Source organism: Erythrobacter sp. SN021, assembly GCF_021864455.1.
This window is the reverse complement of record NZ_JAKKUW010000005.1, coordinates 165,116-189,960: the sequence shown is the minus strand read 5'-3', so window position 1 is coordinate 189,960 and position 24,845 is coordinate 165,116. Positions and strand designations below refer to the sequence as shown.

Sequence of the window (24,845 nt, the reverse complement as noted above, 5' to 3'; positions counted from 1 at the left end):
CCCAGACCGGACCGAAAACTATGATCGTCTTTCCCGCCATCGATCTCAAAAACGGCGAAGTCGTGCGTCTCGCGGAAGGCGATATGGACCGCGCGACCGTTTATGGCGACGACCCGGCGGCGCAGGCGAAGGTGTTCGCCCGGGCCGGTGCGAACCATCTCCATGTGGTCGATCTCGACGGGTCCTTTGCCGGCAGCGCGCAGAACCGCGAAGCCGTCGAGGGCATCGTCGCCGCCTTTCCCGGCAAGGTCCAGCTCGGCGGCGGGATCCGTACCCCGGCCGATGTCGAGGGCTGGCTCGCAGCGGGGGTCGAACGCATCGTGATCGGCACCGCGGCGCTCAAGGACCCGCAATTCGTGAAGGCCATGGCGCGCGATCACGCCGGGCGGATCGTGGTCGCGGTCGATGCGCGCGATGGCATGGTCGCCACCGATGGCTGGGCCGAGGTTTCCGATGTCTCGATCGTCGACATGGCGCGCCGGTTCGAGGATGCGGGCGTTGCCAGCCTGCTGTTTACCGATATCGGTCGCGACGGACTGCTCAAGGGTGTCAATATCGACGCGACCGTGAGCCTGGCGCGGCAGGTGGAGATTCCGGTAATCGCCAGCGGGGGGGTCAAGAATCTCGCCGATATCGACACGCTGATGCAATTCGCGGGCGAGGGGATCGAAGGTGTGATCACCGGCCGGGCGCTTTATGACGGGCGGCTCGACCTGGCGGCGGCGCTGCGTGTGGCAGAGCACGCATGACTGTCCGCATCCGCGTCATACCCTGTCTCGACGTGGCCGACGGGCGCGTGGTCAAGGGGGTCAATTTCGTCGACCTCAAGGACGCCGGCGATCCGGTCGAGCAGGCGCAGGCCTATGACGCGGCGGGCGCGGACGAACTGTGCTTCCTCGACATTTCGGCCAGCCACGAGGGACGCGGCACCTTGCTCGACATGGTCGAGCGCACCGCCAAGGTGTGTTTCATGCCGCTGACCGTGGGCGGCGGTGTGCGCAGTGTCGAGGATGCCCGGGCATTGCTGCTGGCCGGTGCCGACAAGGTCGCCATCAATTCCGCCGCCGTCAGCAACCCCCAACTGGTCCGCGGGATCGCCGAGAAATTCGGTAGCCAGTGCGTCGTCGCCAGCATCGATGCGCGCGCCTCGACCAGCGGCGATGTGCGCGGCTGGGAAATCTACACGCATGGCGGGCGCAAGCCGACCGGGATCGACGCGGTCGAACATGCGATCCGGCTGGCCGAGCTGGGGGCGGGAGAACTGCTGGTCACTTCGATGGACGGCGACGGAACGAGACAAGGTTACGATGTCGAACTCACGCGGGCCATTGCCGATGCGGTCTCTGTTCCGGTCATTGCCAGCGGGGGTGTGGGCACGCTCGACCATCTCGTCGAGGGGGTAACGCGCGGCCACGCCAGCGCCGTGCTCGCCGCGTCGATCTTTCACTTCGGCGAGCGCACGATTGCCGAGGCCCATGCGGCTTTGCGGGCGGCAGGCCTGCCCGCCCGGGGCTGACCGCCTGGCCTGTCCCGAGGCGGGACACGGGCTCGGCGCACCGCTGCGCAACTTTTAGAAAATGGTATAAATACGCCATGACCAGCCAGTTCATATCGCTGGCCGCGCAATTCGCGGATCTCGGTGGCCCCGCCGGCATTGCCGCGCGGCTGGTCGAACCGAGCGCGCTGACGCTCGTTGCCGTCGGGCTGGCGGGCGTGCTGGTCGGCCGTTTCCTGATGGGCCGCAACTCCGATTGACGCTGAGCGCATGGGCCGTGCATAGCGCAGGCCATGGATACGCTTACCCGCCTCGAAAAGACCATAGCGCAGCGGCGCCAGGCCGACCCTTCGCAAAGCTATGTGGCGAGCCTTCATGCCAAGGGCCTGCCCCAGATCGCCCGCAAGCTGGGCGAGGAAGGGGTAGAGGCTGCGGTCGCGGCTCTGTCGGGCAGCAGCGAGGAACTGGTCGGCGAGGCGGCCGACATCCTGTTCCACCTCCTTGTCACACTGAATGCGCGCGACATTCCCTTTGCCGCGGTGCTGGCCGAACTGGACCGGCGCGACGGGGTTTCGGGAATTGCCGAGAAAGCCAGCAGGAGCCAGTGATGCCGGTCGATCCAACTCAGCCCTATGACGACGAGAACATCTTTGCCAAGATCCTGCGCGGCGAGATCCCCTCGACCAAGGTATACGAGGACGAGTGGGCCTACGCCTTCGAGGATATCAATCCGCAGGCCGAAATTCATACGCTGGTGGTGCCCAAGGGGCGCTATGTCAGCTGGGACGATTTCGCCGAAAAGGCGAGCGATGCGGAAATTGCGGGTTTCGTGCGTGCGGTGGGCAAGGTGGCCCGCGATAAGGGGCTGGTCGAGCCCGGCTATCGGATGATGGCCAATATCGGCGCCCATGGCGGGCAGGAAGTGCCGCATCTGCACGTGCACATATTTGGCGGGCAGCCGCTTGGGCCGATGATCGCACGGCGAGGCTGACAGGACTGGCGCTGCGATCCTTGGAAAAGGGCCGCACAGCAGCGTCGCGGACTGGCTTGGCACGCAATGCGCGCAGGAGTTTTCACAAGCGGCATTTGTATCGCGGGCCAACTCTCTCCTTGACCGAATCCCAGCCAGCCTTTAACGGCGCGCTTGATTTGGGCGCGTCGGAACACCATTTCCGGCGCGTATTTATTTGACGAGAGACATCATGAAGATCCGTAACAGCCTCAAGTCGCTCAAGGGCCGCCACCGCGATTGCCGCGTCATCCGCCGCCGCGGGCGCACCTATGTCATCAACAAGACCAATCGCCGCTTCAAGGCCCGCCAGGGCTAAACGGCGCGCCGCCCGGCGAGGGTGGCAAACGTCTTGCAGACAAGGCCCGGCCCCGACGAGGGGTGCGGGCTTTTCTGTTTTGTGCGCCTTCGACATCCGTCGAAGGCTTGCGGCCGTGCTATCCCACTCCCCCTCCCGGCCACCCAAACAGTATAGTGCCGTGGGTGGCCGGGAGGGAGAGTGGGACGGCACAGCAAAGATCGGGACGGATGTCCCGACCGCACACGGCAAAGACTCAATAACTCAGGACACCCTCCCCATGCAGGCTCAGGCTGTCGTCTTCGATGTCGGGCGCGTCCTCTACCAATGGCGTCTCGGGCATTTGTTCGAAAAGATCGTCGCCGACCCGGCGCGGCTTGCCACCGTGCTGGACGAGGTCGTGACCGAGGAATGGCATTTCGAACACGATCGCGGCACGCCGCTTGCCCAAATGGTGCCCGAGCGGATCGCCCTCTATCCGGATTACGAAGCGGAAATCCGGGCCTATGCCGCGCGGTTCAACGAATCCATTCCGGGGCCGGTGCCGGGTAGCCTTGCGCTGGTCGAACGACTCGACCAGCGGGGTGTGCCGTTGTTCGCGATTACCAATTTCGGGGCGGAATTCTGGGCCGGTTTCCGTCCGACCGCGCCGATCTTCGACCGGTTTCGCGATATCGTGGTGTCGGGCGAGGAGAAGCTTGCCAAGCCCGACCCCGCGATCTTCGCACTGGCGGAGGAACGCTTCGGTCTGCCGGGCACGGAGATGCTGTTCATCGACGACAACCGCGCCAATGTCGAAGCCGCCGCGGCGTGCGGCTGGCAGGTCCATCATTTCGTCGATGCGCCGAGGCTCGAACGCGATCTGGCGGCGCGTGGACTGATATAAAAAGGCCCCGGCGATCGCTCGCCGGGACCCTCAAGTCGGCCACCCTCTGGAGGGGGCGGGGATGGAGACGGTTCAGCCGTTACATTTCGCCAGCTTGTCGGCGTCGAGCGCCTCGTTCCGGACGGTGAATGCAGCGATTTCGCCATGTTCGCGCTGGAGTTCGCGGCAGACGCGAAGCGGACGCGAATTGGCTTTCTGCGCGACGCAGGTCGTGCCCTGGCAATTCCACGCGACGCCGGCGGCGACAGTGGTGGTGCGCTGGGCAACCGGCTGGGCCAGTTCGGCGGTGTAGAAAGGTGCGCTCGAACGCGCCTGGACGGCGGTAGGGGCGATAGTGGCGCCCAGAGCCAGCGAAGTGTAGGCGAAGGCGGCGGCAAGGGCGCCGAATTTCGCCTTCCGGGGGGACATGGAGGTCATGGGGGGTCCTTACCTGGTTGCAATTTTTTCAAGGGGGGTTGAGGTTCTTGCAATTGAGTTTCAAAAAGCAACCCGTTGCGAATAGCTACTTATGATCGCCGATTGTGCAGTGCAACCATTTTTTCGAAAAATTTGGCAAAACCGGTTTTTGCGCTAGATAGGTTGTCTGAAGAGGACTGATTTTTATGGGTGACATCCGCGAACCGCTCCGTGAACTGACCGAATGCGGCCTGCCGCAGGCTCTCGAAGTCATGGGGGAGCGATGGTCCTTCATGATCCTGCGCGCCAGCTTCAACGGGCTCCACCACTTCGAGGAATTCCTCAGCGAGCTTGGGATTGCGCGCAATATCCTCTCGAATCGTCTCGCGAAGCTGGTCGAGCACGGCATTCTGCGCCGCGATCCCTGCGCGGACGACAAGCGCAAGATCGAATACCGGCTGACCGACAAGGGGCTGGATCTGCTGCCCGCCATGGTCGCGTTGCGTCAGTGGGGCCAGAAATACGGTGCGGAAGTGGTCGAGAATCCCGTCCTTGTCGACGAGCGCGATCGGCTCCCCATCGGCCCCACGTCGATCCTGAGCCACGACGGTCGCATTCTCGGCCCGACAGATCTGCATCTGGTCGAGCGCGCCAAACTCGGTATCCGCGCTGATGGTAGTAGGGCGGAAATCGGCGCCATGCTCGATCGTGGCGCCGTGGTCGACATAGCCATCGCGCGCAAGGCGCAGAGCGCCGCCTGAAGCCGGTTCAGTTTCCGAATCGCAGCCGTGCCGCTGCGCCCGGCTCGATCTCGTAGAAAATCCTGATCCGCACCCATTCACCGACCATCGGCCGTCCCGCACGTTGTGGCGGGCGCACCTTGAACTGCCAGGCGGCCGCCTGCACCGCCTTGCCGATCCTCGAGCCTTGGGGCGATTCGCCGACAACCACGCAGTCCTCGACCCGAAAATCGGCCACGGTTCGGCAATCGATCAACCCCCAGCCAGGTCCTCGCGCGGTCGATAGATAGCCTGCCAGCTCGTCGTCATAGGGGCGCCGATACCAGCGTGCGGCATAGAGCGGCTCGCCGTTCGGGCCGCTCCCGGAAACTCGCGGGGTGTCACCAGGCGAAGGGGTAAAGGCGGGACCGTAGCTCTGCGGCTTGGCGTCTGCGCGGGGCGAGGTGGCCTGCGGCAGGCTTTCGAGCGAGAAATCACTGCGCAAGATCGGGCGCGGCGCCGGGGGCCGGTGGCGTGTGCGGTCGGTCCGCTACCGGTTCCGGGCTGGACTGCAAATCGGGCTGGCTCTGCACGGCTTCGCTCGGGCGGGGGGCGTCTGCCGCCGGTTCCTCCGCCTCATCCTCCTCGGTGTTCGGGGCGGTGAAGGCGACCAGCGAGTCGCGCATCTCGGCCACTTCGCGCTTTACCGACCCCAGCGACAGCAGTGCCAGAACGAGCAGTAATTCGAATGCTAGGGTAAGCGCAATCGCAGGCAGTCGCTCGCGCAGATCGGGGCGCAAATCGGCATATCGTCGGCGTAGCGAAGCGATCGGATTGGCGGGCACGGCCCGGATTGGACGATACATTCGCGCTCGTGCCTTGGCGTTCACCGGCAGCCGCCGGTCTTCGATGCTTGCCCCACGCATCGCGGCATGGGCGATTTGTGGTCTCCTGACAAGCGGCCCCGAGGCTACAATGCGACAGAACGGCTCCGTGCCATCGTGACGTCATCGTTAAAACGATCTCAACATGTCGTTGGCAGAACGCGCAGCAGCCGCGAATCCATGTAGCAGAGCCGGACCTGCCCCTGTGATAGAAATCGAAGTCCAGAACGAGACGCACCAGAATGTGCATCGTATCAAGGCGATGGCGGTGCCGCGCATCGGCGAGGGCATCCGGCTTCGCGAGCCGACCGGCCAGTGGGCTTCCTACGATATTCTGGATGTGTGGTATCAGCAGGCCGAATATGGCGAGGTCTGGGTGCCCTATGTCCATGTGCGCATGACACCCGACGAGATGAGAACCGCCGAAATGGCCAGTGCCAGTCCGCTGGTCGACAAGGGCCAGCAGGTTCCGATCGAGGATTTCCTGAAGAAGTTCGAGGGCGAGCACGAACACGAAACCGTCAAGCTCAATCTCGACCTGAGCGAGGCGGACTGAGCATCGGTGGATCGCTGGAGACTGTGCGCGGGCGGCGGTCACGGATTTGATGCGGACCCCCACAGAAGCGCACGGAAGGGTCCCCTAGCAGCGCCGCTGTCTGCCTGTAGTCCGTCCCCACTTGTCGAATCGCCTCCGACAGCTCTGACTGTCCGCTAACGAAGCCAATCTCGGTCATAGCGGTGTATTGAGCTATGGCTAAAAGCAGTCCTTCAGCGTGATCAGAGATCAACGATCAACCGCAGCGCCGCTCACTGTAAGCGACCATCCATCAGATCGTGAAACCAATCAGGCGTAGCTTCGTCCCGTACGCCGGGAACATGATAGCAAAGCCAGTCCGCAAAATTTCGGTCATCAGCAAACCTTAGGTGCTCGCCTCTCTCGAATTCCGGCAAAATCGATGGCCGCTCCGACCTATAGAAAACCGCATCTTTCGCATAAATCTGCACAACCCTGTTGAGCTCGTCCGCTTCTTGCCGATTGACCACCAACGTGCAGAGGTTTGGATCAACCATATATGATCCAGGCTTTTGAATCAGGATCGTTAGGCTAGGCGTAAATGGGACAATAGCTCGTGGTCGGAGCATATGCTGTGCCGGTGGTGTGACATTCGTAAAAAACCCATCGCCAAATATGAACTCACGCTCGGGCGAGAAAATAGCAACGGCCTTCCCCGATCCACCGAACGCCTTGATCAAGTTTTCTAGGCCATTCCGCATATTTCCCATCATGACCCGGCGAACACTTCTCTCATGTCCCGGCATGCCGTGGTGAATGGAATAAGCCCCGGCAATCTGTCGAAACTGAGGGCTTCGAACGATTAGAGAGAACGCGCAAACAAGCAACTCGTCGAAGTCCGCTTGTAAGGCTGGAGTGGCGACAAACCGTCTGGTGAGCGAAGTCTCAAAAGGCGGGCCACACCGATCAAGGTCATTGAGCCAGTTCAAGACCCGATGGAACCTTCCGTCTGCTTGATCGAAGTCTTTTTCGAAAGAGCTGTCCCAGACTGATTCTTCGCCCGGCAGGTCACTCATGCGAATAGTGTGTCCGTCTTTAATCGCTCCGAATTTTCTCGGGGATGACTTGATTGATGTTCCGTCGGGGCGAAGCCAAGTTACGCCACCTTCCTCATCGACCCAGTAGCTTGATAGCGTTTCCGGCCACCAATGATGTTTCGCAGATTTGATGCTCACTAGTTTAGACATAACCCAGCCGTTGGCATTGGCGCTAGTGCTCTAGGTGGATGGCCGGGCTCAGCGGCAACTCTAGCTCTGCTTCTCAACCAAAGCACGGGAGAGCTGACAGTTTGCAACTGGCCAAGAAGTCATAGCAAGGCGAATGTCCGCAGTTAAGGGTATGTAACCTGAAACCAGACTGTCCGCTTTCCACCCAATATCAGCCCTAGGGTTAAGCGCGCGGCGGTTGCCGTCTATAACTCAAGGCCTCCGCAATGTGAATCCGACCTACCTTTTCCGCCCCCGCCAGGTCTGCGATCGTCCGCGCGACGCGGAGCATGCGGGTATAGCTGCGCGCCGACAGCCGCATGGCGGTGGCGGCCTGCATCAGCAGCGCACGACCGGCCTCGTCCGGCCCGGCGAATTCTTCCAGCGCGTCGCCGTCCAGCCCGGCATTGGTCCGCGCGCCGGTCGTCTCGGCGCGGGCGGTCTGGCGCTGGCGGGCGGCCATGACGCGCGCGGCGACCTGATCGCTGCCCTCGGCGGGCGGGGGCAGGGCAAGGTCGGCGGCGCTGACCGGATCGACTTCGACATGGAGGTCGATCCGGTCGAGCATGGGGCCGGAAACCTTGCCCTGATAATCGGCGGCGCAGCGCGGCGCGCGGCTGCAGGCGAGCGCCGGATCGCCCAGATGGCCGCACCGGCACGGATTCATCGCGGCCACCAGTTGAACATCGGCGGGAAAGGTGACGTGCGCATTGGCGCGCGCGACATCGACCTTGCCCGTTTCGAGCGGCTGGCGCAGCGAATCGAGCACCGCGCGCTGGAATTCGGGCAATTCGTCGAGAAACAGCACGCCCAGATGCGCCAGGCTGACTTCGCCCGGCTTCACCCGTAGCCCCCCGCCGGTCAGCGCTGCCATGCTGGCCGAATGGTGCGGCGCGCGAAACGGGCGGGTGCTGCTGATCCGGCCTTCCTCCAGCGTCCCGGCAACCGATTGCACCATCGAAACCTCCAGCGCCTCGGCAGGCGAAAGCGGCGGGAGGATGCCGGGCAGACAGCTCGCCAGCAGCGATTTGCCCGCGCCCGGCGGACCGATCATCAACAGATTGTGCCCGCCCGCGGCCGCGATTTCGAGCGCGCGTTTGGCGGTTTCCTGCCCTTTGACCTGTTTGAGATCGGCGCCGCCCGGCTCGCTTTCGACCACGCCGGGCTTCGGATCGGGCAGGTGCTGCGTGCCCTTGAGATGGTTCAGCAGGCTGGCCAGATCGGGCGCGGCGCAGACCGGCACCTCGCTGGCCCAGCGCGCTTCGCTCCCCTGTGCCCTGGGGCAGATCAGCCCGACTTCCGCCTTGCTCGCATGGATCGCCGCGAGCAGCACGCCGGGCGAGGGCACGATCCGCGCATCGAGCGCCAGTTCGCCCACGGCGATCCAGTCCCCCAATTGCTCGGCATCGGTCACGCCCATCGCCGCGAGCAGCGCCAGCGCGATCGGCAAGTCGTAATGCGAACCTTCCTTGGGCAGATCGGCCGGCGAAAGGTTGATCGTGATCCGCTTGGGCGGCAGCGCGAGGCCCATGCTGGCCAGCGCGGCGCGCACGCGCTCCTTGCTTTCGCCCACCGCCTTGTCCGCCAGACCGACGATGTTGAACTTGGGCAGGCCGGGCGCAACCGAGCACTGCACTTCCACGCCGCGCGCTTCCAGGCCCAGATAGGCCACCGTTTTGACCAGAGCGACCAGCGTTAACCCCCACACCGTGTTCGTACGTAACCGATGACGTGAAACCCCCGGATTGTCGAGGGTTAACCACGTCCACCATGGCCCAAAGGAATATGGTCAACAGCAGGTTAACCATACCTCTTGAGCGGCTGGAAAGCGGGCGAGCGGCAAAAATTTGCCATGTTCCGAATAGCCGCAATCCTGCTTTCCGCCTTCGCCACGCTCTTTGCAGCGCCGGTATCCGCGCAATCGCTGGCCTTGGTCAGCCTGCCGGTCGTCTATGTATCGAGCCCGGTGGTCCAATCGACCCATCAGGGCAAGGCAATCGCTCCGGCGGCACAGGTCCGCCCCATGGTGCAGCCGCGTGCGGAACGGCAGAACCTTGCCGCCGTTCGTCCTCAGACATACCAGCCTGCCGCGTTGCCGGCGTGGAAGGCGCCGGCCTTCATCGACCGCCGCTTGCGCAATTACAATCGCGGGCTTGCGCAATACGGCCCGTTCCGCGTCATCGACGACCGCCGCGTGGCGCTGGTGGGCGAAACCGATGCCCGCACGCCGGGCTTTTTCCGGGCGATGATGCGCGACTTCCCCGGGCTCGAACAGCTCGATATGGTCGAATGTCCGGGTACGCGCGATGATCGTGCCAATCTCAAGGTCGGCCGGATGATCCGCGAAGCAGGCCTGGTCACGCATGTTCCGGCGATCGGTTCGGTCCGTTCGGGTGCGGTCGAGCTGTTCTTCGCCGGTGTCGAGCGCGATATTGCGCGCGGTGCCGAATTCGCGGTGCATAGCTGGATGGATGTCCACGGCCGCGAGGCGGACGATTTCGCGATGGATGCGCCGGAGAATCGCCAATATCTCGACTATTACCGGGAAATGGGCATGAGTTCCGACCAGGCCCGCGCCTTTTACGAATTCACCAATTCGGTGCCGCACCGCCGGGCGTTGTGGCTGGATGCGAGCGACATGCGCCGCTGGACGGGACGGGTGCAACAGGCCAAGAGCCCCGCGCAACGCAAACCTGCCCGGCCCGCCCCGACGCTGGCCTATGCCAATGTCACCTTTTCCTGACGCAGGGTTGGACTTGACCTCGGGGCCGGTTTCGCTTAGGCGCGCGGCCCTGTAGGCGGTCGCTTGAACAAGCGGCCCTTTTTGTTGGTGCGAATCGTTCGGGCCGGCAGCCAACCAAATTCTTTTGTAAGGACGATCCGATGAAGCGGACATTCCAGCCCTCGAACCTCGTGCGCGCCCGTCGCCACGGTTTCTTTGCGCGCAAGGCTACCCCGGGTGGCCGCAAGGTCCTGCGTGCGCGTCGCGCTCGTGGCCGCAAGAACCTCTGCGCGTGATGTGAAACGCCGCGCTTTCGAGCGCGGCGATTGTCACGACCAGCCAGCGGGCTCCCCTCCGGGAGCCCGTTCGCGTATCTGACGTCCATGCATCCGAATCTTTCCGTCATCCGCAAGCGCAGCGATTTTCTCGCGGCGAATCGCGGACTGCGGGTGGCGCGGCCCGGCTTCGTCTTGCTCACCCGGCCCAATGACGGGCAGGGCAAGCGCTATGGCATCACCGTGACCAAGAAGATCGGCAACGCCGTTGTGCGCAACCGGATGAAGCGGCGCTTTCGCGAGCTGCTGTGGGCTGCGCTGCCCGAACAGGGGCTGCCCGATCACGATCATATCCTGATCGGGCGCGAAGGCGGGGTGGAACGCGATTACGCCGCCCTTGGCGAAGAGCTTGCCGTCGCGCTCGCTCGCGCTGCACAAGGCAAGGGCGACCGCGCGCGCGCGCCTCGTCGCCGGCGGAGCAGGCGCGCATGAAGTATCCGCTGATCTGGATTGCCCGGTTGTGGCAGCTCGGCCCCAGCCGCATCCTGCCGCCCACCTGCCGCTATCACCCTTCATGCAGCCAATATGCGATCGAGGCCCTGGGGAAATACGGCGCGATCAAGGGTGGATGGATGGCATTGAAGCGTATATTGCGCTGCAATCCCTGGGGGGGGCACGGCCACGATCCGGTGCCTTAGCGCTGTCTTGACAAGCTAAGACACCTCCCCACATTCATATTTCGACCGGACAAAGACGGGACCGACCTTGGACAACCAGCGTAACCTGATCCTCGCCATTGCGCTCTCCTTCCTGCTGCTGCTGGGATGGACTTCGGCGATGGACTATCTCTATCCGCAGCCCGAACAGGCTCTGGTCGAAGACCGGGCGGATACACCGACCGAGCAGGCGAGCCAGGCCGCGGCCACCAAGCATTCGCGCACTGGCGGGCTTGTCGATCCGGCGATGCGGGCGCAGGAAGTGGCCGACCTCAAGGTCGCGCTCGCCAGCCCCGATCGTGTGCGGATCGATGCCCCGCGCGTGGCCGGCTCGATCAACCTGCGCGGCGGTGTAATCGATGACGTCGTGCTCAAGGGCTACAACGAGACCACCAAGAACGACAGCGAGCCGGTTCGCGTCTTCTCTCCGAATGGTACGCCCGCGCAGCAATTCGCCCAGTTCGGCTGGGTCGGCTCGAACCTCAAAGTGCCCGGGCCGCAGACGCTGTGGCAGACCGATGGCAAGGTGCTGACCGCAAAGACGCCGATCACGCTCACGCATGACAATGGCGAAGGCCTGATCTTCTCCATCCGCTATTCGATCGACGACCAATATATGGTCACCGCCGAACAGTCGGTGGCGAATACCGGCGGAAATCCCGTGGTCGTGCAGCCCTTCGGCCTGGTCAATCGCACCAGCCGCACGGCCAGCGAGGATTTGTGGATCGCCCATTCCGGCCCGATCGGGGTGTTTGGCGACACCGCCGAATACGATATCGATTACGAGGATATCGACGAAGACCAGCGCGTATCGCCCGAGGGGCGCACGAGCTGGGTCGGCTTTACCGACATTTACTGGCTCGCCGCTTTGGTCCCGCAGGACGACACTGCGCCCGAGACGACATTCCGCGCGATGGGCAACGAGACCTATCGCGCCGACATGATCTATGATGCGACCACCGTCCCGGCAGGCAGCGCACTTACCGTCTCGTCGCGCCTCTATGCGGGCGCGAAGGAAAGCGTGGTGCTGGACAGCTATGAAGATGCGGGCCTGCAGAAATTCGGCCTCGCGATCGACTGGGGCTGGTTCCGCTGGTTCGAAAAGCCGATGCTGTGGCTGCTGCGCATGATCTACGATGCGGTGGGCAATTTCGGCATAGCCATCATCGGCCTGACCTTCATCGTGCGCGGGCTGATGTTCCCGATCGCGCAGAAGGGCTTTGCCAGCATGGCCGAAATGAAGGCGATCCAGCCGAAAATGAAGGCCATCCAGGAAAAGTACAAGGACGACAAGCAGAAGCAGCAACAGGAAATCATGGCGCTGTACAAGAAGGAGAAGGTGAACCCGGTCGCGGGCTGCCTGCCGATGCTGCTCCAGATCCCGGTGTTCTTCGCGCTCTACAAGGTGCTCTATCTCGCGATCGAGATGCGCCACCGCCAGTTCCTGTGGATCGAGGACCTCTCCGCGCCCGATCCGGCAAATCTCGCCAATGCGCTGTCGCTGGTGGGGATCGAGGTGCCGCAGTTCCTGATGATTATCTTCGGCCTCGGCGTGCTGGCCGTGCTGCTCGGCTTTACCATGTGGCTGACTTTCAAGCTGAACCCCAGCCAGATGGATCCGATGCAGCAGAAGATTTTCGACATCATGCCGTGGATCCTGATGTTCGTGATGGCACCGTTTGCCGCCGGGCTGTTGCTGTACTGGGTGACCTCCAACATCTTGACGGTCGCGCAGCAGAAATACCTTTACTCCAAGCACCCGCAACTGAGGGCCGCGATCGAGGAGGAAAAGGCCAAGAAGGCTGCCGAGGCGGCCAAGGCGGGATCGTGACCGAACAGGAAGCCGCCGAACGGGCCGCACTCGAACAGCGGGCGAACAAGCTGTTCTCGGGCCGGGTGGATTTCCTCCTCTCGGCCCCGCAATTGAAGTTCCTGCCCGAACCGACCGTGCCCGAAATCGCTTTTTGCGGACGGTCGAATGTCGGCAAGAGCTCGCTGCTGAATGCGCTCACCGGACGCAAGGCGATTGCGCGCGCCTCGGTGACACCGGGCCGGACGCAGGAACTCAATTTCTTCGAGATCGGCGATCCGACGCTGTTCCGCCTCGTCGACATGCCCGGCTACGGCTTCGCCAAGGCGCCGGTGAAAGTGGTCGAGAAGTGGAAGGCGCTGGTGAAGACCTATCTGCGCGGCCGCCCGGTACTCGCCCGCACGCTGGTTCTGGTCGACGGGCGCCACGGCCCCAAGGATGTCGACCGCGAGATGATGAAGATGCTCGACGAGGCGGCCGTGGGCTACCGCGTGGTCCTGACCAAGGCCGACAAGATGAAGGCCAGCGAACTCGCCAAGGTGATCGAGGCCACCGAAGCCGAAGCCCGCAAACACGTCGCCGCCTATCCCGAGGTGCACGTCACCAGCGCGGAAAAGGGTATGGGCATCGGCGAGCTGCGGGCTGCGGTGCTGGGGGATGCGGGGGTTTAGAAGCAATTAGAGGGATCCTCTGCGCCCAAATAGGGGAATTAACTCGTCCGACCAGGCATCTTCTAGGATCAGGATTAGCGTCTTTTCCGTTTTTTGTTGATACTCTCGAACCTCAATCCTCACTGGTCCCAAATCGTTTGCCCAGCGGTTCATGTGCAGTGCGTAAGTGGCTTTGTGACCGAAGCCGAAGTGCTCTTTCATTCGCTTTACAAGGTTCTCGCTTGAGCCAACGTAAGCGCATCGGGATTCTCGAGCTTGAGGCTTCGGTAAAAGCCGAGAATAGGAACGACCATCTCTGGCTTCATTTCTTGCTTCTGCGAAGGCGTTGTAGATCGCGTCGCACTCGGCATTTGGGAAGCTTATCGAGTATAGGGCCAATGATGATCCAGAAAAAATCGAGGTGAAATCCTCTTCTTTTTCTGGTCTCGCGAAATCCTCCGAGTAAATTCTGATTGGTTCAAGATGCGCAACCTTGCCGGCTAGCTTGCGAAGCTTAATTGAGGCTCTTACTTCCAGTCCGTCGTGCCTATTTAGCATATAGCATCTCCAAGTTCTCAAACGCCTTCATCTCCAGCGCGTTGCCGCTGGGGTCGCGGAAGAACATCGTTGCCTGTTCGCCGGGCTGGCCCTTGAAGCGGATTGTCGGTGCGATCGCGAAGTCCACCCCTGCCGCCGTCAGCCGATCGGCCAGCGCCTGCCAGTCCGCCATCGTCAGGACGATGCCGAAATGCGGCACCGGGACGCCGTGACCGTCGACATGGTTGCTGGCCCGGTCTCCTGCCTGACCCTTGGCCAGATGCGCGACGATCTGGTGGCCGTAAAAGTCGAAATCGATCCATTCGTTGGAAGAGCGCCCCTCCGCGCAGCCCATCGTCTCGCCGTAGAAGCGGCGGGCGGCGGCGAGGTCGTCGACGGGAAAGGCGAGGTGGAAGGGTCTGAGCGTCATGTGAACTCCATCGCCCCGCAAGAGGCGGGGCCTTAGATGAGGCCTGCTTGCTGGCACACCAGGGGCCGATTGCCAAACGTTCGAAGTGTCGGGCGCCGGGCGGGTCTTCCGCCTTTGCGGGGGACGAGGATGGCAGGTTTCGCTTTCCTACAGGGCTGCCAGCGGGGAAGAGGATATCCGGCGGCCATTCACCGATCCGCAGGCCGGAGCGGCAACGGAAAAGCCGCCCGATGTGTCACCCTGTCCGGAAATATCACTGATAAATCAACGACTTGACATGTAGGATTTGCCGGACAGGGGTGTCACCTACTGTCACCCTGCCTGTTCAGCCTCGACACTGCCAAGCTGAACCTTTACCGCCGCGCCACGCAAGGTGGGATACACGCATGAAACTGATCGTCGGCAATAAGAACTATTCGAGCTGGAGCCTGCGCGGCTGGCTGGCGGCCAAGCAGTCGGGCCTGTCCTTCGAGGAAATCACCGTCCCCATGTTCGGCGAAATGTGGGACGCCATGAAATCGGGTGATGGCGGCACGCAGCCCTCGAGCGGCAAGGTCCCGATCCTGTGGGACGACGAAGCAGTGGTGTGGGACAGCCTCGCCATCCTCGAATATCTCGCCGACAAGGTGGGGCGCGATCGCTTCTGGCCCAAGGACGATGTCGCGCGCGGCATGGCACGATCCATGGTCGCGGAAATGCACTCCTCTTATGCCGCCCTGCGCAGCGAATGCCCGATGAATGTACGCAAACGCTTCGACAGGTTCGAGCCGAGCGAGGCGTGCAAGGCGGACATATTGCGCATTCTCGGCCTGTGGGCGGAAGCGCGCAGCCGCTTCGGCAATGGCGGGCCGTTCCTGTTCGGCACGTTCGGTGCGGCGGATGTCTATTTCGCCCCGGTAGTGTCACGGTTCATCAGCTACCAGATCCCGGTCCCCGGTTTCGCTGCCGCCTATATGCAGGCCGTGTGGGAGCATGAGTGGATGGAAGCCTGGATCACCGCATCGGAAAGCGAAGAATGGGTCATCGAACAATACGAAACCATTGCCTGAGCGCACTCGCGGCGCTGGCCGCGCTGATGGTTCCGGTTCAGGCGCAGGCCTGGGGCTTTTTTGCGCATACGGTGACCGCCGATATCGCGTTGGAGAACGTGCACCCGGAGACGCGCGCCGAGATCGCGCGATTGCTCGAGGCGGCCCCGCTACTGGGCACACCCGATTGCGCTCTCGACAGCCTTGCCGACGCTTCGGTCTGGGCCGATTGCGTGCGCCGCGATCGCGACCGCTGGGGCTATACCGCGCAGTGGCACTACAAGACCGCGCCGATCTGCGAGGAGTATTCCGCCTTCGCCAATTGCCCTGGCGGGGCCTGCGTCAACGGTCAGATCGAGCGCGCGATGACCGTGCTTTCGCGGCGCAACCTGCCCGACAATGTGCGGCTCGAGGCGCTGGCGTGGCTGGTCCATTTCACCGGCGACATCCACATGCCGCTGCATTCGGGCGACAAGGACGATCGCGGCGGCAACGACCGCGAGACCGATTACGGCATCGTACCCTCGCTCAACCTGCACTGGATCTGGGACGGCCCCATGGCCGAACGCGCGATAACCTCCGCGCAGTCGGCGATGGTGCGCCGCTACGACAGGGCCGAACGCGCCGCGCTGGCGGGCGGCACCCCCGCCGACTGGGGACGCGAAAGCTGGCAGCTCGCGCGCGAGCTGGTCTACCCCACCGCCTTCGATACGGACGATCCGTGCGCGGGGGACCTGCCCGGCAAGACCGCGCTGACGCAGGAAGACATCGTGGCGCAACTGCCCGCGCTGCGCCGCCGCGTGCAGCAGGCCGGACTGCGCATGGCCGATTTGCTCGACCAGGCGCTGGGTTCCGCCCCGGCATCGGAGCGCGGCGTTCGCCCTTTCCGCGCCCCACCGCGCGGAGGCGACTAGCGATCTCAGGGGATACGCTTGGTCGGGTAACGCGTGCTATCCTTGCGCGCGTAACCGTCGGGATCGAAGACCATGTCGATATCGGGATATTCGCCCGAATCGCGGTCCTTGTCGCCCGCGCTGACCGCCACGAAGATGCAGTCCGCGTCCGACCGGTTGTGAAGCCGGTGGCCGTTCTCGACCCCCGCCGCCCAGGCGAGCACATCGCCGGGACGGACAAGGCTCTCGCCCTCGTTCTCGATCAGTACTGCCTCGCCTGCGATCATCACCAGCAGCTCGTCTTCGAGGCGGTGCCAGTGTCGCTGCGAGGAATAGGCGCCCGGCTTGAGCACGACATGGCTCGCCCCCATCCGCGTCAGGCCGGCAGCGGGTGCAAGACGGCGATACCAGCGGCCCGTGACATCGGCGTCGAAGGGTGCGGGATACCCCGTGGCATTGGTTTGGGGGATGGCATCGAGATCGAGCTTGGGCATTGTCGTGCACTCCTGCTAGCGGGACAAGGATGACCGAAGTTCTCGACCTCGCCAAGCGGCTGATCGCCGCGCCCAGCGTTACCCCGGCAACAGGCCCGGTATTCGATGCGATGGAGGCGATGCTCGCTCCGCTTGGCTTTGAGGTGAAGCGGTTCAAACGCGGTGAGGGCGAGGAAGGTTCGCCCGAGGCCCCGGTAGAGAATCTCTTCGCGATCCGCTGCGGTCCCCCCGGTTCGAAGCATTTCGCCTTTGCCGGCCACCTCGATGTCGTCCCTCCGGGCAGCGGCTGGGCGAGCGAGCCCTTCGAGCCGGAACAGCGCGGCGAACTGCTTTACGGACGCGGCGCGGTCGACATGAAGGGATCGATCGCCTGCATGGTCGATGCGGTGGCGAAGGTACCTGCCGATGCCGGGACGATCAGCTTCATCGTCACCGGCGACGAGGAAGGCCCCGCGCTGCACGGCACGCGCGCGCTGATCGATTTCATGCGCGAACACGGCCACCAGCCCGATTTGTGCCTGGTCGGCGAACCGACCTCGGTGAACCGGCTCGGCGACATGATGAAGATCGGGCGGCGCGGCTCGGTCAATATCTGGCTCGAGGTTGAGGGCACGCAGGGCCATGTCGCCTATCCGCACCTGGCGGAAAATCCGATCCCCAAGCTGGTCGCCATGCTGGCCGAACTGGACGCATTGGTGCTCGACGAGGGGACCGACTGGTTCCAGCCTTCCAACCTCGAGATCACCGATCTGGAAGTGGGCAACATGGCGCACAACGTCATCCCCGCGAAGGCCGAGGCGCGGATATCGATCCGCTTCAACGACCGGCATTCGGGCGTGTCGTTGTCGGAGAAGGTGGGCGCGATCGCAGAGAAGCATGGGGGCGTCGCCAAGCCGATCATTTCGGGTGAGCCTTTCCTCACCCCGCCGGGCGAATTCTCCGACATCATCGCCGCGGCCGTAAAGGCCGAGACGGGGATCGATCCCGAGCCCTCGACCACCGGCGGCACCTCCGATGCGCGCTTCCTGCGCGCCGTCTGCCCGGTGATCGAATTCGGCCTGTGCAACGCAACCATGCATAAGCGCGACGAGGCGGTGGCTGTGGAAGACCTCGAAGTGTTGAGCCGCATCTATGCGCGCGTGGCCCGTGCCGCCCTCGCCCTATAATTCCACGTCACCCCGGACTTGATCCGGGGTCGTGCTGACTTGCGACTTGGACCCGAATACAAAAAGATGCGGGACCCCGGCTCGGGGGGCGGGGTGACGGCTGTGGGGGAGGCTGAGTTGGAGCTTTCCTTCAACCGCCTCATTGCGTAGCCCTGTCCGCAACGATGGGAGAGGACACCGCATGCTGAAGACCTGGTTCGAAATTCCGCTGTGGCAGCGCGTGCTGACCGCGCTCATCCTCGGTGTGCTCACCGGCTGGGCCTGGGGGCCGGAAGCGGAGAGCATCAAGTGGATCGGCGATTTCTTCATCAAGTCGATCAAGATGCTGGTCGTGCCGCTGATCTTCTTCAGCCTGGTCGCGGGCGTTGCCGCCATTGGCGATCTGCGCAAGCTCGGCGCGGTCGGGGGCAGGGCGATGCTGCTCTTCATCGTTACCGGGCAAATCGCGGTATGGCTAGGGCTGGGGCTCGGCACTTTCGTCGCGCCGGGTGCGGGGGTCGATACCAGCGCGATCCAGAAGGGCGCGACCCCCGAACCCCAGGAGACCACCGCGGTCGACATGATCCTGTCCATCGTGCCCGAAAGCCCGGTGCAGGTGATGGCGGATGTGGCAGTGCTCCCGCTGATCGTTTTCTCGCTCCTCATCGGGATCGGCATATTGATGGCGGGCAAGGACGGCGAGCCGGTTCAGAAGGTGTTCGATAGCGGCGCGGTCATCATGCAGAAAGTCACCATGCTGGTGATGGAGCTGACCCCCTTCGGCGTCTTCGCGCTGATGGCCTGGGTGGCGGGGACGCTGGGCATGGATGCGCTGGTCAGCCTCGCCAAGCTGGTCGGCCTCAATTACCTCGGCTGCCTGCTGATCATCGTGCTGATCTATGGCAGCATGATAAAGTTCCTGGCGCGCCTGCCGGTGCGCGATTTCTTCCGCGGCATCGTGGATGCGATGGCGGTGAGCTATTCGACCGCCAGCTCCAATGCGACGCTGCCGGTGACGTTGCGCTGCGCGGAACGCAATCTCGGCGTCTCGAACTCGGTGGCGAGCTTCGTCATCGCGCTGGGGGCGACGATCAACATGAACGGCACGGCGATGTATCTCGGCCTTGCCACGCTGTTCGGCGCGCAGATCTTCGGGGTCGACCTGTCGATGGGCGACTATTTCCTCATATCGATCCTTGCCACACTGGGCGCGGTCGGCGCGGCCGGCATTCCGGGCGCGGGCCTCATCATGATGGCGCTGGTGTTCGGCGCGGTCGGCGTGCCGCTCGAAACGATCGCCTTTGTTGCCGGTGTGGACCGGATCATGGACATGATGCGCACCACCACCAATGTCAGCGGCGATGCTGCGGTGGCGACGACGGTGGCGGTGATGACGGGCGAGATCGACCGGCGCGAGATGGTCTCGGCGGACGATGTCTAAGGCCAAGACACGCATTATGTATATCGAGGACAAGTCTGTGGGCTTGAATGGACCGGCTCGCATCGGGCGCGTCACGTTCTCGAAATCAGGACGGTCCGTCCATTACGATGGTAGGACGTTTTTGAAGGTCGGCAGCGGCTACAAATACAACCACGTCGCCGAGGACAACGGTGACCATTTCTGGATTTCCGGCCCTCGCAAGGACGGGGCTGATCGGCTTTATCCGCAAAGCTCGGCTCCCATCGAAATCGATGAGGACGTCGCCCACGAGTATTGGCGCGATATCAGGGGCTGCGAAAAGCCTTAGCGCCTATTGGGCTTCTCCAGCACCTTTTTCCGGTAGCTGCACAGATCCACCACCGGGCATCGCCAGCATTCGGGCGTCCGCGCCTTGCAGACATAGCGGCCGTGCAAGATCAGCCAGTGATGCGCGCCGAGGCGGAAGGGCTGGGGGACGCGCTTTTCGAGTTTCGCCTCGACAGCTTCCGGCGTCTTGCCCTTGGCGAGGCCGGTGCGGTTGCCCACGCGCAGGATGTGCGTGTCGACCGCGAAGGTTTCCTGCCCGAACCAGCAATTGAGCACGACATTGGCGGTCTTGCGGCCCACGCCGGGCAGGCGGACCAGATCCTCGCGCGTATCGGGTACCTCACCGCCATACTCGTCGACCAGCAGCTGCGAGAGCGCGATGACGTTCTTCGCCTTGGAATTGAACAGGCCGATCGTCTTGATGTGCTCCCTGAGCCCCTCTTCGCCCAGCTCCAGCATTTCCTGCGGCGTCTCGACCTCGCGGAACAGCGCGCGCGTGGCCTTGTTCACGCCGACATCGGTCGCCTGCGCAGACAGCGCCACTGCCACCACAAGCTGATAGCAATTGCCATATTCCAGCTCGGTCTCGGGCGAGGGATTGTCCTCCGCCAGCCGCCGGAAAAACTCGAAAATCTGGTCTTTGGTCACTGCGTCTCGGGATCTGCCACGGGGGGAGTAGTATCGGTCTCGACCTCTGTCCCATCCAGCGGAACCGGGTCATCGATTGTGGAGTTTTCGGCTTTATCGATTAACCCATTCCTGCGTTTCTCTTCTTTCTCTTCCTCTTCTTCGGCAGCCGTCAATTCCTGAGCGGCCTGTTTTGCCAGGGTCGCGACAGCTTTTTCGACCGAGGCCGCATCTTCATACCGGCCGATATCCATGAACGCTTCGGGAAGTCCGTAGGTTATGGCATGGTCGGCAGTTCGGTCGGTCGCCAGTTTGCGCAGGATGTCGGTACGTACTCGTGTGCGCTCCGCCTCCATCAGATTGATGAGTGCGGGCAAGGTCTGCTCATAGAAGAGATCCTTGTTCAACGCGCCCTGCGCGCCCTGGAAAAAGGTCGAACTGGTCGAGAACGCCGTTGCCAGATTGCCCGACGACACGGAAGCCAGGGCGCTGGTATACAGGCCGAACAGCGAGGCGAGGGCATTGCCCGACTTGTTCTGGCTGGTGAGCCCGATCACGAAATTGCGATATTTCGCATCGATCGCCGCCAGATAGGTGAACAGCACCTCGTCGCGAAACGGCCGCTTGCGATCCTTGGACAGCGATGCGTATTTCTTAATCGCCTTGTCGGGCGAATAGGTGGTTTGCGCCGTAGATTGGAGGCTGTTCATATCAAGAACCGGCGTCGGTCGCCCCTGGAGTGTCGAACAGCCCGACACGGATATTGCCGATAGAATAAGAATTGCTTTTTTCATTGGTATCCCCCTCCCCGGAAACGGTGAAGGCGGGCCTATATCACTATTTAAAATGTGAAAGAAGGGAGGGGCTAGATATTGCTGTTTCCTTCCATTTCTTCGAGTGCCTTGCGCATTGCCTCGCGGCGCCGCTGCATCGCGTCGCTGAACGCCGCCGCGACGATCCCTGTCGGCAGCGCCACCAGCAGCACGCCCCCGATGGCCACTACCATGCCGATCAGGCGTCCGGCGGGGGTAATCGGGTAGACATCGCCATAGCCTACCGTGGTCAGCGTAATCACCGCCCACCACAAGGCGCGGGGGATCGATCCGAAGGCCTGCGGCTGGATCGCCCCCTCGATCCAGTAGAGCCCCGCCGCGCCCAGCAAAACGAGCACGAAGGCCAGGGTCGCGCAGACCAGCAAATCGTAACTGCGTTCCTTCAGCGCGCCCGCAATTTCGCGCATGGCCGCGGAAAAGCGGCTGAATTTGAGGATCGAGACGATCCTGAGCAGCCGAATCACACGCAGCACAGCGGCATTGGCGATGAAGAAGGGGGCCAGGCTGACGATTACCACCAGCAGATCGACCAGCCCGATCGGCGAGATCACGAACCGCCAGCGCTTGGACCAGTCGGACCCTGGCCCCTCGCGCTCCGGCGCGGCATAGATGCGCGCCAGATATTCGAGCAGGAAGATCGTTCCGAAGATGAGTTCGGCGATCAGCACCTCGCGATTGTAAGGCTCGCGGATTAGCGGTTCGGTCGCCGCGATACTGACGCCCACTGCGGCAAGGATGGTCCAGACCACCACGATGTTGAGCCCCGTGAGCTTGCCGTTCGGCCACGAGCCGATATGCAATTGCTGGTGAAGGCGCTCGCGCAGGGTCATGGTGTCAGATGCCCAGGACTTCATCCATCGTGTAGCGTCCGGCACTGCGCCCGATCAGCCACTCGGCAGCCCGCACCGCCCCGCGCGCGAAAATGCTGCGGTTCTCGGCACTATGAGACAGGGTGATGCGCTCCTCTTCTCCGGCGAGAACGACGCTGTGTTCGCCCGCCACCGTTCCCCCGCGCAGCGCGGCAAAGCCGATCGCGCCTTCCCGCCGCGCGCCGGTATGCCCGTCGCGCCCGCGCTCGGAATGGTCGGCGAGGGTGATCCCGCGCCCCTTGGCTGCTGCCTCGCCCAGCAAAAGGGCGGTCCCGCTGGGTGCGTCGACCTTGCGGCGATGGTGCATTTCGACGATCTCGATATCCCAGTCAGGCCCCAGCCGCGATGCCGCCTCGCGCACCAGATGGGCGAGTAGGGTCACGCCAAGCGAGGTATTGCCCGTCTGCAAAACCGGAACCGCCCGTGCAGCGTCGTCGATCGCTGTGTGATGTCTGTCTTCCAGCCCGGTCGTGCCGATCACAATGGGAATGCCCGCACCGATCGCCGCGTGAAGGTTCGCCTCCAGCGCTGCGGGTGCGGAAAAATCGACCAGCGCGCTGCTTCGATCGGCAAGGCCGGCCACGTCCCCGCCCCTGTCTATGCCGCCGGCCACCGTGTGGCCGCTTTCCGCGATAACCTCGGCGAGCGCCTGGCCCATCGCGCCCTCGTTACCGACTATTCCGATCAGCGCCAATGTGGTCCCCCTTTGTGCGGCAATGGTTCTGTGTCGAGCACTAGCCGTGCGCCCGCAAGGGTCAAATGGTGGCTGTCGAAATAGAGCGGCCTGTCCGCAATTGCGATACGACCGTTTCCATCGTCGAACAAGGCGATGGCGGGATCGACGATAGCGACACCTTGCGCCCGCCATTCATCATAGCGGTGTGTGATCCATGCGGCGCGCTCGCGATACTCTTCCAACGTGCGGGGGGTGGGTAGGGCTGTGCCATAGGCGGCCGAACGGGCAAGGGCGCGCGGCACATCGTATGGCTGCGCGGGAACCGGACCGACCAGCACCACCTGTTTTCTTGCGGCAAGCAGGCGGGAGATGGTCGTATCGAGCAGGTCCACGGCCTGCGCCCGTTCGCTCTCGATCCCCGCCCAGAAGGCGGCGAAATAGACGGTCGTGATTTCCGGGCGGGTCAGTATTTCGGCCAGGACGGCATCGTTGAAGGTTCCGCAATCGCGGTTTCTCCCGTCGACGAAGCCCGGGATCGGCGGGCAACTGCCCAGCGTACGCTGTTCGATCGCACGATCTTCCCGCTCCGCGCGTTCTCCCAGTACCCACGCGAATTCCACCCCGTGACTATCGCCCCACACCACGGCATCCGGAGCGGTATTGGCTCCCAATGTGCAGGCGGCCTGGGGAGGTGCGTATTCGCTTTTGAGACATTGGTCGCGCAGAGGGCTGGTATCCTTCGCTCCACTGGCAATCCGGCCGACCGTTTCCGGAAAGCGCGACGCCCACGGCCCCTGGGCGATCAAGGCGAGGCACAAGGTGCCGAGACCGGCAAACCCGGCTGCGCTCATGGAGAAAATCCCTTTTCGCGAATGACGCTGGCCATCGCGCCAGGGCGTTTCGATCCATTTGAGGCTTGCCCAGGACACCAGGATCGACACCGCGATGACGAGCACCGATTGCCAGGGGGAAAGCGCCGACCCCTGCGCATATTCGGTGAAAACGATCAGGGGCCAGTGCCACAGGTAAAGCGAGTAGCTCATCAGGCCGATCCAGACTGCCGGCCTCCAGGCCAGCGCACGCCCCGCGCTGGTGCCTGGCGCGCAATGGATCAGCAGGGCAGCGCCCAGAACCGGCGGGACGGCGGTGAGGCCAGGGAAGATAGTGGTGCTGTCGTACGTGAAGACGGCGAAGACGATGAGCGCGATCCCGGCCCAGGCGAGCCCCTCTCGCAAGGGCCGGGATGCGACCGGCGGAATGGCCCCGAGTGCCAGCAGGGAACCGGCCAGCAGCTCCCAGCCTCGCGGCGGCAGCATGTAGAAGGCGAAGCCGTCGGGATCGGCTTGTGTGACCAAGGCCCATCCGAAACTCGCCATCGCCGCCAACCACACCATGGCAATGCGCCACCGCGGAACCACCGCCGCGATCAGGACCAGCCCCAGGGGGAAGAAGATGTAGAACTGTTCTTCCACGCCCAATGACCAGGTGTGCAGCAAGGGCATGGTCTCCGCCGCGCCCTGAAAATAGCCTGTCTGGCTGAAGAACCAGAGATTGCCGAGGAAGAACAGCGCAGCGAGGGCCGATTTCGGCACATCCTCGAAATCGCCCGGCAGGAACAGGGCCGAGGCGGCCGCCAGCACGAACAGGACGAGCGCGAACAGCGCGGGGAGAATGCGGCGCGCCCGGCGCTCGTAGAAGTGCCAGAGCGAGAACCGCCCTTCGTCCACCTCGCGCGCGATGATCCCCGCAATCAGGAAGCCGGAGATGACGAAAAAGATGTCGACCCCGACGAAACCGCCCGAAAAACCCGCAATACCCGCGTGATAGAGCACCACCGGGAGCACGGCGAGCGCGCGCAACCCGTCGATGTCGGCGCGGTAGGCGGATTTGCCCTTAGGTTGTATCACTGTTGACCTTGCCACCCTGT

Annotated in this window: 32 protein-coding genes; 20 read left to right on the top strand and 12 right to left on the bottom strand. The window is 63.3% G+C overall.

Translation table 11 applies throughout. The features are described 5' to 3' along the window. Window positions 1–20 precede the first annotated feature (20 nt). The 7 genes from hisA to L5849_RS12435 all read left to right on the top strand — a co-directional run bounded on the left by hisA (window position 21) and on the right by L5849_RS12435 (window position 3,688). Window positions 21–749, top strand: coding sequence for a 1-(5-phosphoribosyl)-5-[(5-phosphoribosylamino)methylideneamino]imidazole-4-carboxamide isomerase (gene hisA, locus L5849_RS12465; protein WP_236925842.1), 729 nt, complete (start codon window positions 21–23; stop codon window positions 747–749). Further along, window positions 746–1,516 (top strand): imidazole glycerol phosphate synthase subunit HisF, encoded by a 771-nt coding sequence (gene hisF, locus L5849_RS12460; RefSeq protein ID WP_236925841.1) that lies wholly within the window; start codon window positions 746–748, stop codon window positions 1,514–1,516. The genes hisA and hisF overlap by 4 nt, the downstream gene beginning before the upstream one ends. 77 nt (window positions 1,517–1,593) lie before the next feature. Next, the gene (locus tag L5849_RS12455; RefSeq protein ID WP_162814791.1) at window positions 1,594–1,755 is read left to right on the top strand and encodes a hypothetical protein; all 162 of its coding nucleotides are present in this window, start codon (window positions 1,594–1,596) and stop codon (window positions 1,753–1,755) included. A 33-nt stretch (window positions 1,756–1,788) separates the two neighbouring features. After that, window positions 1,789–2,103, top strand: coding sequence for a phosphoribosyl-ATP diphosphatase (locus tag L5849_RS12450; RefSeq protein WP_236925840.1), 315 nt, complete (start codon window positions 1,789–1,791; stop codon window positions 2,101–2,103). After that, window positions 2,103–2,486, top strand: a complete 384-nt coding sequence (locus L5849_RS12445) for a histidine triad nucleotide-binding protein (RefSeq protein WP_236925839.1) — start codon at window positions 2,103–2,105, stop codon at window positions 2,484–2,486. Before L5849_RS12450 ends, L5849_RS12445 begins: the two co-directional genes overlap by 1 nt. Before the next feature lie 211 nt (window positions 2,487–2,697). Beyond that, window positions 2,698–2,823: a type B 50S ribosomal protein L36 gene (gene ykgO, locus L5849_RS12440; protein WP_050599643.1), complete on the top strand. Its 126-nt coding sequence runs from the start codon at window positions 2,698–2,700 to the stop codon at window positions 2,821–2,823. 259 nt (window positions 2,824–3,082) lie between these two features. Continuing rightward, window positions 3,083–3,688 (top strand): HAD family hydrolase, encoded by a 606-nt coding sequence (locus L5849_RS12435; RefSeq protein WP_368735739.1) that lies wholly within the window; start codon window positions 3,083–3,085, stop codon window positions 3,686–3,688. Window positions 3,689–3,760: 72 nt separating this feature from the next. Here the strand turns inward: L5849_RS12435 and L5849_RS12430 are convergent, their stop codons facing one another. Further along, on the bottom strand, window positions 3,761–4,105 hold the full coding sequence (locus L5849_RS12430; protein WP_115415141.1) for a hypothetical protein: 345 nt from the start codon (window positions 4,103–4,105) through the stop codon (window positions 3,761–3,763). Between the two features lie 185 nt (window positions 4,106–4,290). Here L5849_RS12430 and L5849_RS12425 point away from each other — a divergent pair, with 185 nt between their 5' ends. Beyond that, window positions 4,291–4,845, top strand: a complete 555-nt coding sequence (locus L5849_RS12425) for a helix-turn-helix domain-containing protein (protein WP_115415140.1) — start codon at window positions 4,291–4,293, stop codon at window positions 4,843–4,845. 7 nt (window positions 4,846–4,852) lie between these two features. Here the strand turns inward: L5849_RS12425 and L5849_RS12420 are convergent, their stop codons facing one another. After that, a complete protein-coding gene (locus L5849_RS12420) occupies window positions 4,853–5,308 on the bottom strand; it encodes a hypothetical protein (RefSeq protein ID WP_236925837.1) in 456 nt (151 codons plus the stop codon). Continuing rightward, window positions 5,298–5,729 carry a hypothetical protein gene (locus L5849_RS12415; RefSeq protein WP_236925836.1) on the bottom strand — a complete coding sequence of 144 codons (432 nt, stop codon included), beginning with the start codon at window positions 5,727–5,729 and terminating at the stop codon, window positions 5,298–5,300. Before L5849_RS12415 ends, L5849_RS12420 begins: the two co-directional genes overlap by 11 nt. Window positions 5,730–5,892: 163 nt before the next feature. Here L5849_RS12415 and L5849_RS12410 point away from each other — a divergent pair, with 163 nt between their 5' ends. Continuing rightward, the gene (locus L5849_RS12410; protein ID WP_234041486.1) at window positions 5,893–6,243 is read left to right on the top strand and encodes a hypothetical protein; all 351 of its coding nucleotides are present in this window, start codon (window positions 5,893–5,895) and stop codon (window positions 6,241–6,243) included. A 251-nt stretch (window positions 6,244–6,494) separates the two neighbouring features. Here the strand turns inward: L5849_RS12410 and L5849_RS12405 are convergent, their stop codons facing one another. Together L5849_RS12405 and L5849_RS12400 are read right to left on the bottom strand one after the other, a co-directional pair. After that, entirely contained in the window at window positions 6,495–7,448 is a 954-nt protein-coding gene (locus tag L5849_RS12405) for a DUF4238 domain-containing protein (protein ID WP_236925835.1), read from the bottom strand. Window positions 7,449–7,650: 202 nt separating this feature from the next. Continuing rightward, window positions 7,651–9,159, bottom strand: a complete 1,509-nt coding sequence (locus tag L5849_RS12400) for a YifB family Mg chelatase-like AAA ATPase (protein WP_236925908.1) — start codon at window positions 9,157–9,159, stop codon at window positions 7,651–7,653. A 159-nt stretch (window positions 9,160–9,318) separates the two neighbouring features. Between L5849_RS12400 and L5849_RS12395 the strand changes: the two genes are divergently transcribed. From L5849_RS12395 to yihA, 6 genes are all read left to right on the top strand, one after another. Then, window positions 9,319–10,209 (top strand): alpha/beta hydrolase, encoded by an 891-nt coding sequence (locus tag L5849_RS12395; RefSeq protein WP_115415136.1) that lies wholly within the window; start codon window positions 9,319–9,321, stop codon window positions 10,207–10,209. 140 nt (window positions 10,210–10,349) lie between these two features. Further along, window positions 10,350–10,484 carry a 50S ribosomal protein L34 gene (gene rpmH / locus L5849_RS12390; protein ID WP_006833929.1) on the top strand — a complete coding sequence of 45 codons (135 nt, stop codon included), beginning with the start codon at window positions 10,350–10,352 and terminating at the stop codon, window positions 10,482–10,484. An 87-nt stretch (window positions 10,485–10,571) separates the two neighbouring features. Next, window positions 10,572–10,955 (top strand): ribonuclease P protein component, encoded by a 384-nt coding sequence (rnpA, locus tag L5849_RS12385; protein WP_236925834.1) that lies wholly within the window; start codon window positions 10,572–10,574, stop codon window positions 10,953–10,955. After that, a complete protein-coding gene (yidD, locus tag L5849_RS12380) occupies window positions 10,952–11,161 on the top strand; it encodes a membrane protein insertion efficiency factor YidD (RefSeq protein ID WP_115415134.1) in 210 nt (69 codons plus the stop codon). The genes rnpA and yidD overlap by 4 nt, the downstream gene beginning before the upstream one ends. A gap of 67 nt (window positions 11,162–11,228) precedes the next feature. Further along, window positions 11,229–13,010: a membrane protein insertase YidC gene (yidC, locus tag L5849_RS12375; RefSeq protein ID WP_236925833.1), complete on the top strand. Its 1,782-nt coding sequence runs from the start codon at window positions 11,229–11,231 to the stop codon at window positions 13,008–13,010. Next, complete coding sequence (gene yihA, locus L5849_RS12370; protein ID WP_236925832.1) at window positions 13,007–13,660, top strand: ribosome biogenesis GTP-binding protein YihA/YsxC; 654 nt, start codon at window positions 13,007–13,009, stop codon at window positions 13,658–13,660. Before yidC ends, yihA begins: the two co-directional genes overlap by 4 nt. A 526-nt stretch (window positions 13,661–14,186) precedes the next feature. Here the strand turns inward: yihA and L5849_RS12365 are convergent. Continuing rightward, complete coding sequence (locus L5849_RS12365; protein ID WP_236925831.1) at window positions 14,187–14,606, bottom strand: VOC family protein; 420 nt, start codon at window positions 14,604–14,606, stop codon at window positions 14,187–14,189. A gap of 386 nt (window positions 14,607–14,992) precedes the next feature. On the opposite strand from L5849_RS12365, the gene L5849_RS12360 reads away from it, so the two are divergent. Further along, window positions 14,993–15,655 carry a glutathione S-transferase family protein gene (locus L5849_RS12360; protein WP_236925830.1) on the top strand — a complete coding sequence of 221 codons (663 nt, stop codon included), beginning with the start codon at window positions 14,993–14,995 and terminating at the stop codon, window positions 15,653–15,655. Continuing rightward, complete coding sequence (locus L5849_RS12355; protein WP_236925829.1) at window positions 15,622–16,548, top strand: S1/P1 nuclease; 927 nt, start codon at window positions 15,622–15,624, stop codon at window positions 16,546–16,548. The genes L5849_RS12360 and L5849_RS12355 overlap by 34 nt, the downstream gene beginning before the upstream one ends. A 5-nt stretch (window positions 16,549–16,553) precedes the next feature. Here L5849_RS12355 and L5849_RS12350 read toward each other — a convergent pair whose 3' ends face one another. Further along, window positions 16,554–17,021: a cupin domain-containing protein gene (locus L5849_RS12350; RefSeq protein WP_236925828.1), complete on the bottom strand. Its 468-nt coding sequence runs from the start codon at window positions 17,019–17,021 to the stop codon at window positions 16,554–16,556. 29 nt (window positions 17,022–17,050) lie between these two features. On the opposite strand from L5849_RS12350, the gene dapE reads away from it, so the two are divergent. The 3 genes from dapE (at window position 17,051) to L5849_RS12335 (ending at window position 19,914) form a co-directional block, all read left to right on the top strand. Beyond that, window positions 17,051–18,187, top strand: a complete 1,137-nt coding sequence (gene dapE, locus L5849_RS12345; RefSeq protein WP_236925827.1) for a succinyl-diaminopimelate desuccinylase — start codon at window positions 17,051–17,053, stop codon at window positions 18,185–18,187. A gap of 181 nt (window positions 18,188–18,368) precedes the next feature. Next, complete coding sequence (locus L5849_RS12340) at window positions 18,369–19,607, top strand: dicarboxylate/amino acid:cation symporter (RefSeq protein WP_236925826.1); 1,239 nt, start codon at window positions 18,369–18,371, stop codon at window positions 19,605–19,607. A gap of 16 nt (window positions 19,608–19,623) precedes the next feature. Beyond that, window positions 19,624–19,914, top strand: a complete 291-nt coding sequence (locus tag L5849_RS12335) for a 1-deoxy-D-xylulose-5-phosphate synthase (RefSeq protein WP_236925825.1) — start codon at window positions 19,624–19,626, stop codon at window positions 19,912–19,914. On the opposite strand, the gene nth is transcribed toward L5849_RS12335, so the two are convergent. The 5 genes from nth to L5849_RS12310 form a co-directional block, all read right to left on the bottom strand. Further along, window positions 19,911–20,561, bottom strand: coding sequence for an endonuclease III (gene nth / locus L5849_RS12330; RefSeq protein WP_236925824.1), 651 nt, complete (start codon window positions 20,559–20,561; stop codon window positions 19,911–19,913). The two genes, L5849_RS12335 and nth, sit on opposite strands and share 4 nt — an antisense overlap. Continuing rightward, on the bottom strand, window positions 20,558–21,250 hold the full coding sequence (locus L5849_RS12325) for a hypothetical protein (RefSeq protein WP_236925823.1): 693 nt from the start codon (window positions 21,248–21,250) through the stop codon (window positions 20,558–20,560). Before L5849_RS12325 ends, nth begins: the two co-directional genes overlap by 4 nt. A gap of 155 nt (window positions 21,251–21,405) precedes the next feature. After that, window positions 21,406–22,203, bottom strand: coding sequence for an ion transporter (locus L5849_RS12320; RefSeq protein WP_236925822.1), 798 nt, complete (start codon window positions 22,201–22,203; stop codon window positions 21,406–21,408). A gap of 4 nt (window positions 22,204–22,207) precedes the next feature. Further along, entirely contained in the window at window positions 22,208–22,936 is a 729-nt protein-coding gene (gene dapB / locus L5849_RS12315; RefSeq protein ID WP_236925821.1) for a 4-hydroxy-tetrahydrodipicolinate reductase, read from the bottom strand. Further along, complete coding sequence (locus L5849_RS12310; protein WP_236925820.1) at window positions 22,927–24,825, bottom strand: acyltransferase family protein; 1,899 nt, start codon at window positions 24,823–24,825, stop codon at window positions 22,927–22,929. The genes dapB and L5849_RS12310 overlap by 10 nt, the downstream gene beginning before the upstream one ends. Window positions 24,826–24,845: the final 20 nt, after the last annotated feature.

Excerpts from the sequence above, each read along its gene's own strand:
- L5849_RS12360 (WP_236925830.1), top strand. The coding sequence starts at position 14,993 with ATGAAACTGATCGTCGGCAATAAGAACTATTCGAGCTGGAGCCTGCGC.
- L5849_RS12415 (WP_236925836.1), bottom strand. The coding sequence starts at position 5,729 with ATGCGTGGGGCAAGCATCGAAGACCGGCGGCTGCCGGTGAACGCCAAG.
- L5849_RS12350 (WP_236925828.1), bottom strand. The coding sequence starts at position 17,021 with ATGCCCAAGCTCGATCTCGATGCCATCCCCCAAACCAATGCCACGGGG.
- L5849_RS12355 (WP_236925829.1), top strand. The coding sequence starts at position 15,622 with ATGGGTCATCGAACAATACGAAACCATTGCCTGAGCGCACTCGCGGCG.
- hisF (WP_236925841.1), top strand. The coding sequence starts at position 746 with ATGACTGTCCGCATCCGCGTCATACCCTGTCTCGACGTGGCCGACGGG.
- rnpA (WP_236925834.1), top strand. The coding sequence starts at position 10,572 with ATGCATCCGAATCTTTCCGTCATCCGCAAGCGCAGCGATTTTCTCGCG.
- L5849_RS12340 (WP_236925826.1), top strand. The coding sequence starts at position 18,369 with ATGCTGAAGACCTGGTTCGAAATTCCGCTGTGGCAGCGCGTGCTGACC.
- hisA (WP_236925842.1), top strand. The coding sequence starts at position 21 with ATGATCGTCTTTCCCGCCATCGATCTCAAAAACGGCGAAGTCGTGCGT.
- rpmH (WP_006833929.1), top strand. The coding sequence starts at position 10,350 with ATGAAGCGGACATTCCAGCCCTCGAACCTCGTGCGCGCCCGTCGCCAC.
- L5849_RS12430 (WP_115415141.1), bottom strand. The coding sequence starts at position 4,105 with ATGACCTCCATGTCCCCCCGGAAGGCGAAATTCGGCGCCCTTGCCGCC.
- L5849_RS12435 (WP_368735739.1), top strand. The coding sequence starts at position 3,083 with ATGCAGGCTCAGGCTGTCGTCTTCGATGTCGGGCGCGTCCTCTACCAA.
- L5849_RS12455 (WP_162814791.1), top strand. The coding sequence starts at position 1,594 with ATGACCAGCCAGTTCATATCGCTGGCCGCGCAATTCGCGGATCTCGGT.
- dapE (WP_236925827.1), top strand. The coding sequence starts at position 17,051 with ATGACCGAAGTTCTCGACCTCGCCAAGCGGCTGATCGCCGCGCCCAGC.
- ykgO (WP_050599643.1), top strand. The coding sequence starts at position 2,698 with ATGAAGATCCGTAACAGCCTCAAGTCGCTCAAGGGCCGCCACCGCGAT.
- L5849_RS12405 (WP_236925835.1), bottom strand. The coding sequence starts at position 7,448 with ATGTCTAAACTAGTGAGCATCAAATCTGCGAAACATCATTGGTGGCCG.
- L5849_RS12425 (WP_115415140.1), top strand. The coding sequence starts at position 4,291 with ATGGGTGACATCCGCGAACCGCTCCGTGAACTGACCGAATGCGGCCTG.
- L5849_RS12450 (WP_236925840.1), top strand. The coding sequence starts at position 1,789 with ATGGATACGCTTACCCGCCTCGAAAAGACCATAGCGCAGCGGCGCCAG.
- L5849_RS12335 (WP_236925825.1), top strand. The coding sequence starts at position 19,624 with ATGTATATCGAGGACAAGTCTGTGGGCTTGAATGGACCGGCTCGCATC.
- L5849_RS12395 (WP_115415136.1), top strand. The coding sequence starts at position 9,319 with ATGTTCCGAATAGCCGCAATCCTGCTTTCCGCCTTCGCCACGCTCTTT.
- yidD (WP_115415134.1), top strand. The coding sequence starts at position 10,952 with ATGAAGTATCCGCTGATCTGGATTGCCCGGTTGTGGCAGCTCGGCCCC.
- L5849_RS12365 (WP_236925831.1), bottom strand. The coding sequence starts at position 14,606 with ATGACGCTCAGACCCTTCCACCTCGCCTTTCCCGTCGACGACCTCGCC.
- L5849_RS12445 (WP_236925839.1), top strand. The coding sequence starts at position 2,103 with ATGCCGGTCGATCCAACTCAGCCCTATGACGACGAGAACATCTTTGCC.
- L5849_RS12325 (WP_236925823.1), bottom strand. The coding sequence starts at position 21,250 with ATGAACAGCCTCCAATCTACGGCGCAAACCACCTATTCGCCCGACAAG.
- L5849_RS12320 (WP_236925822.1), bottom strand. The coding sequence starts at position 22,203 with ATGACCCTGCGCGAGCGCCTTCACCAGCAATTGCATATCGGCTCGTGG.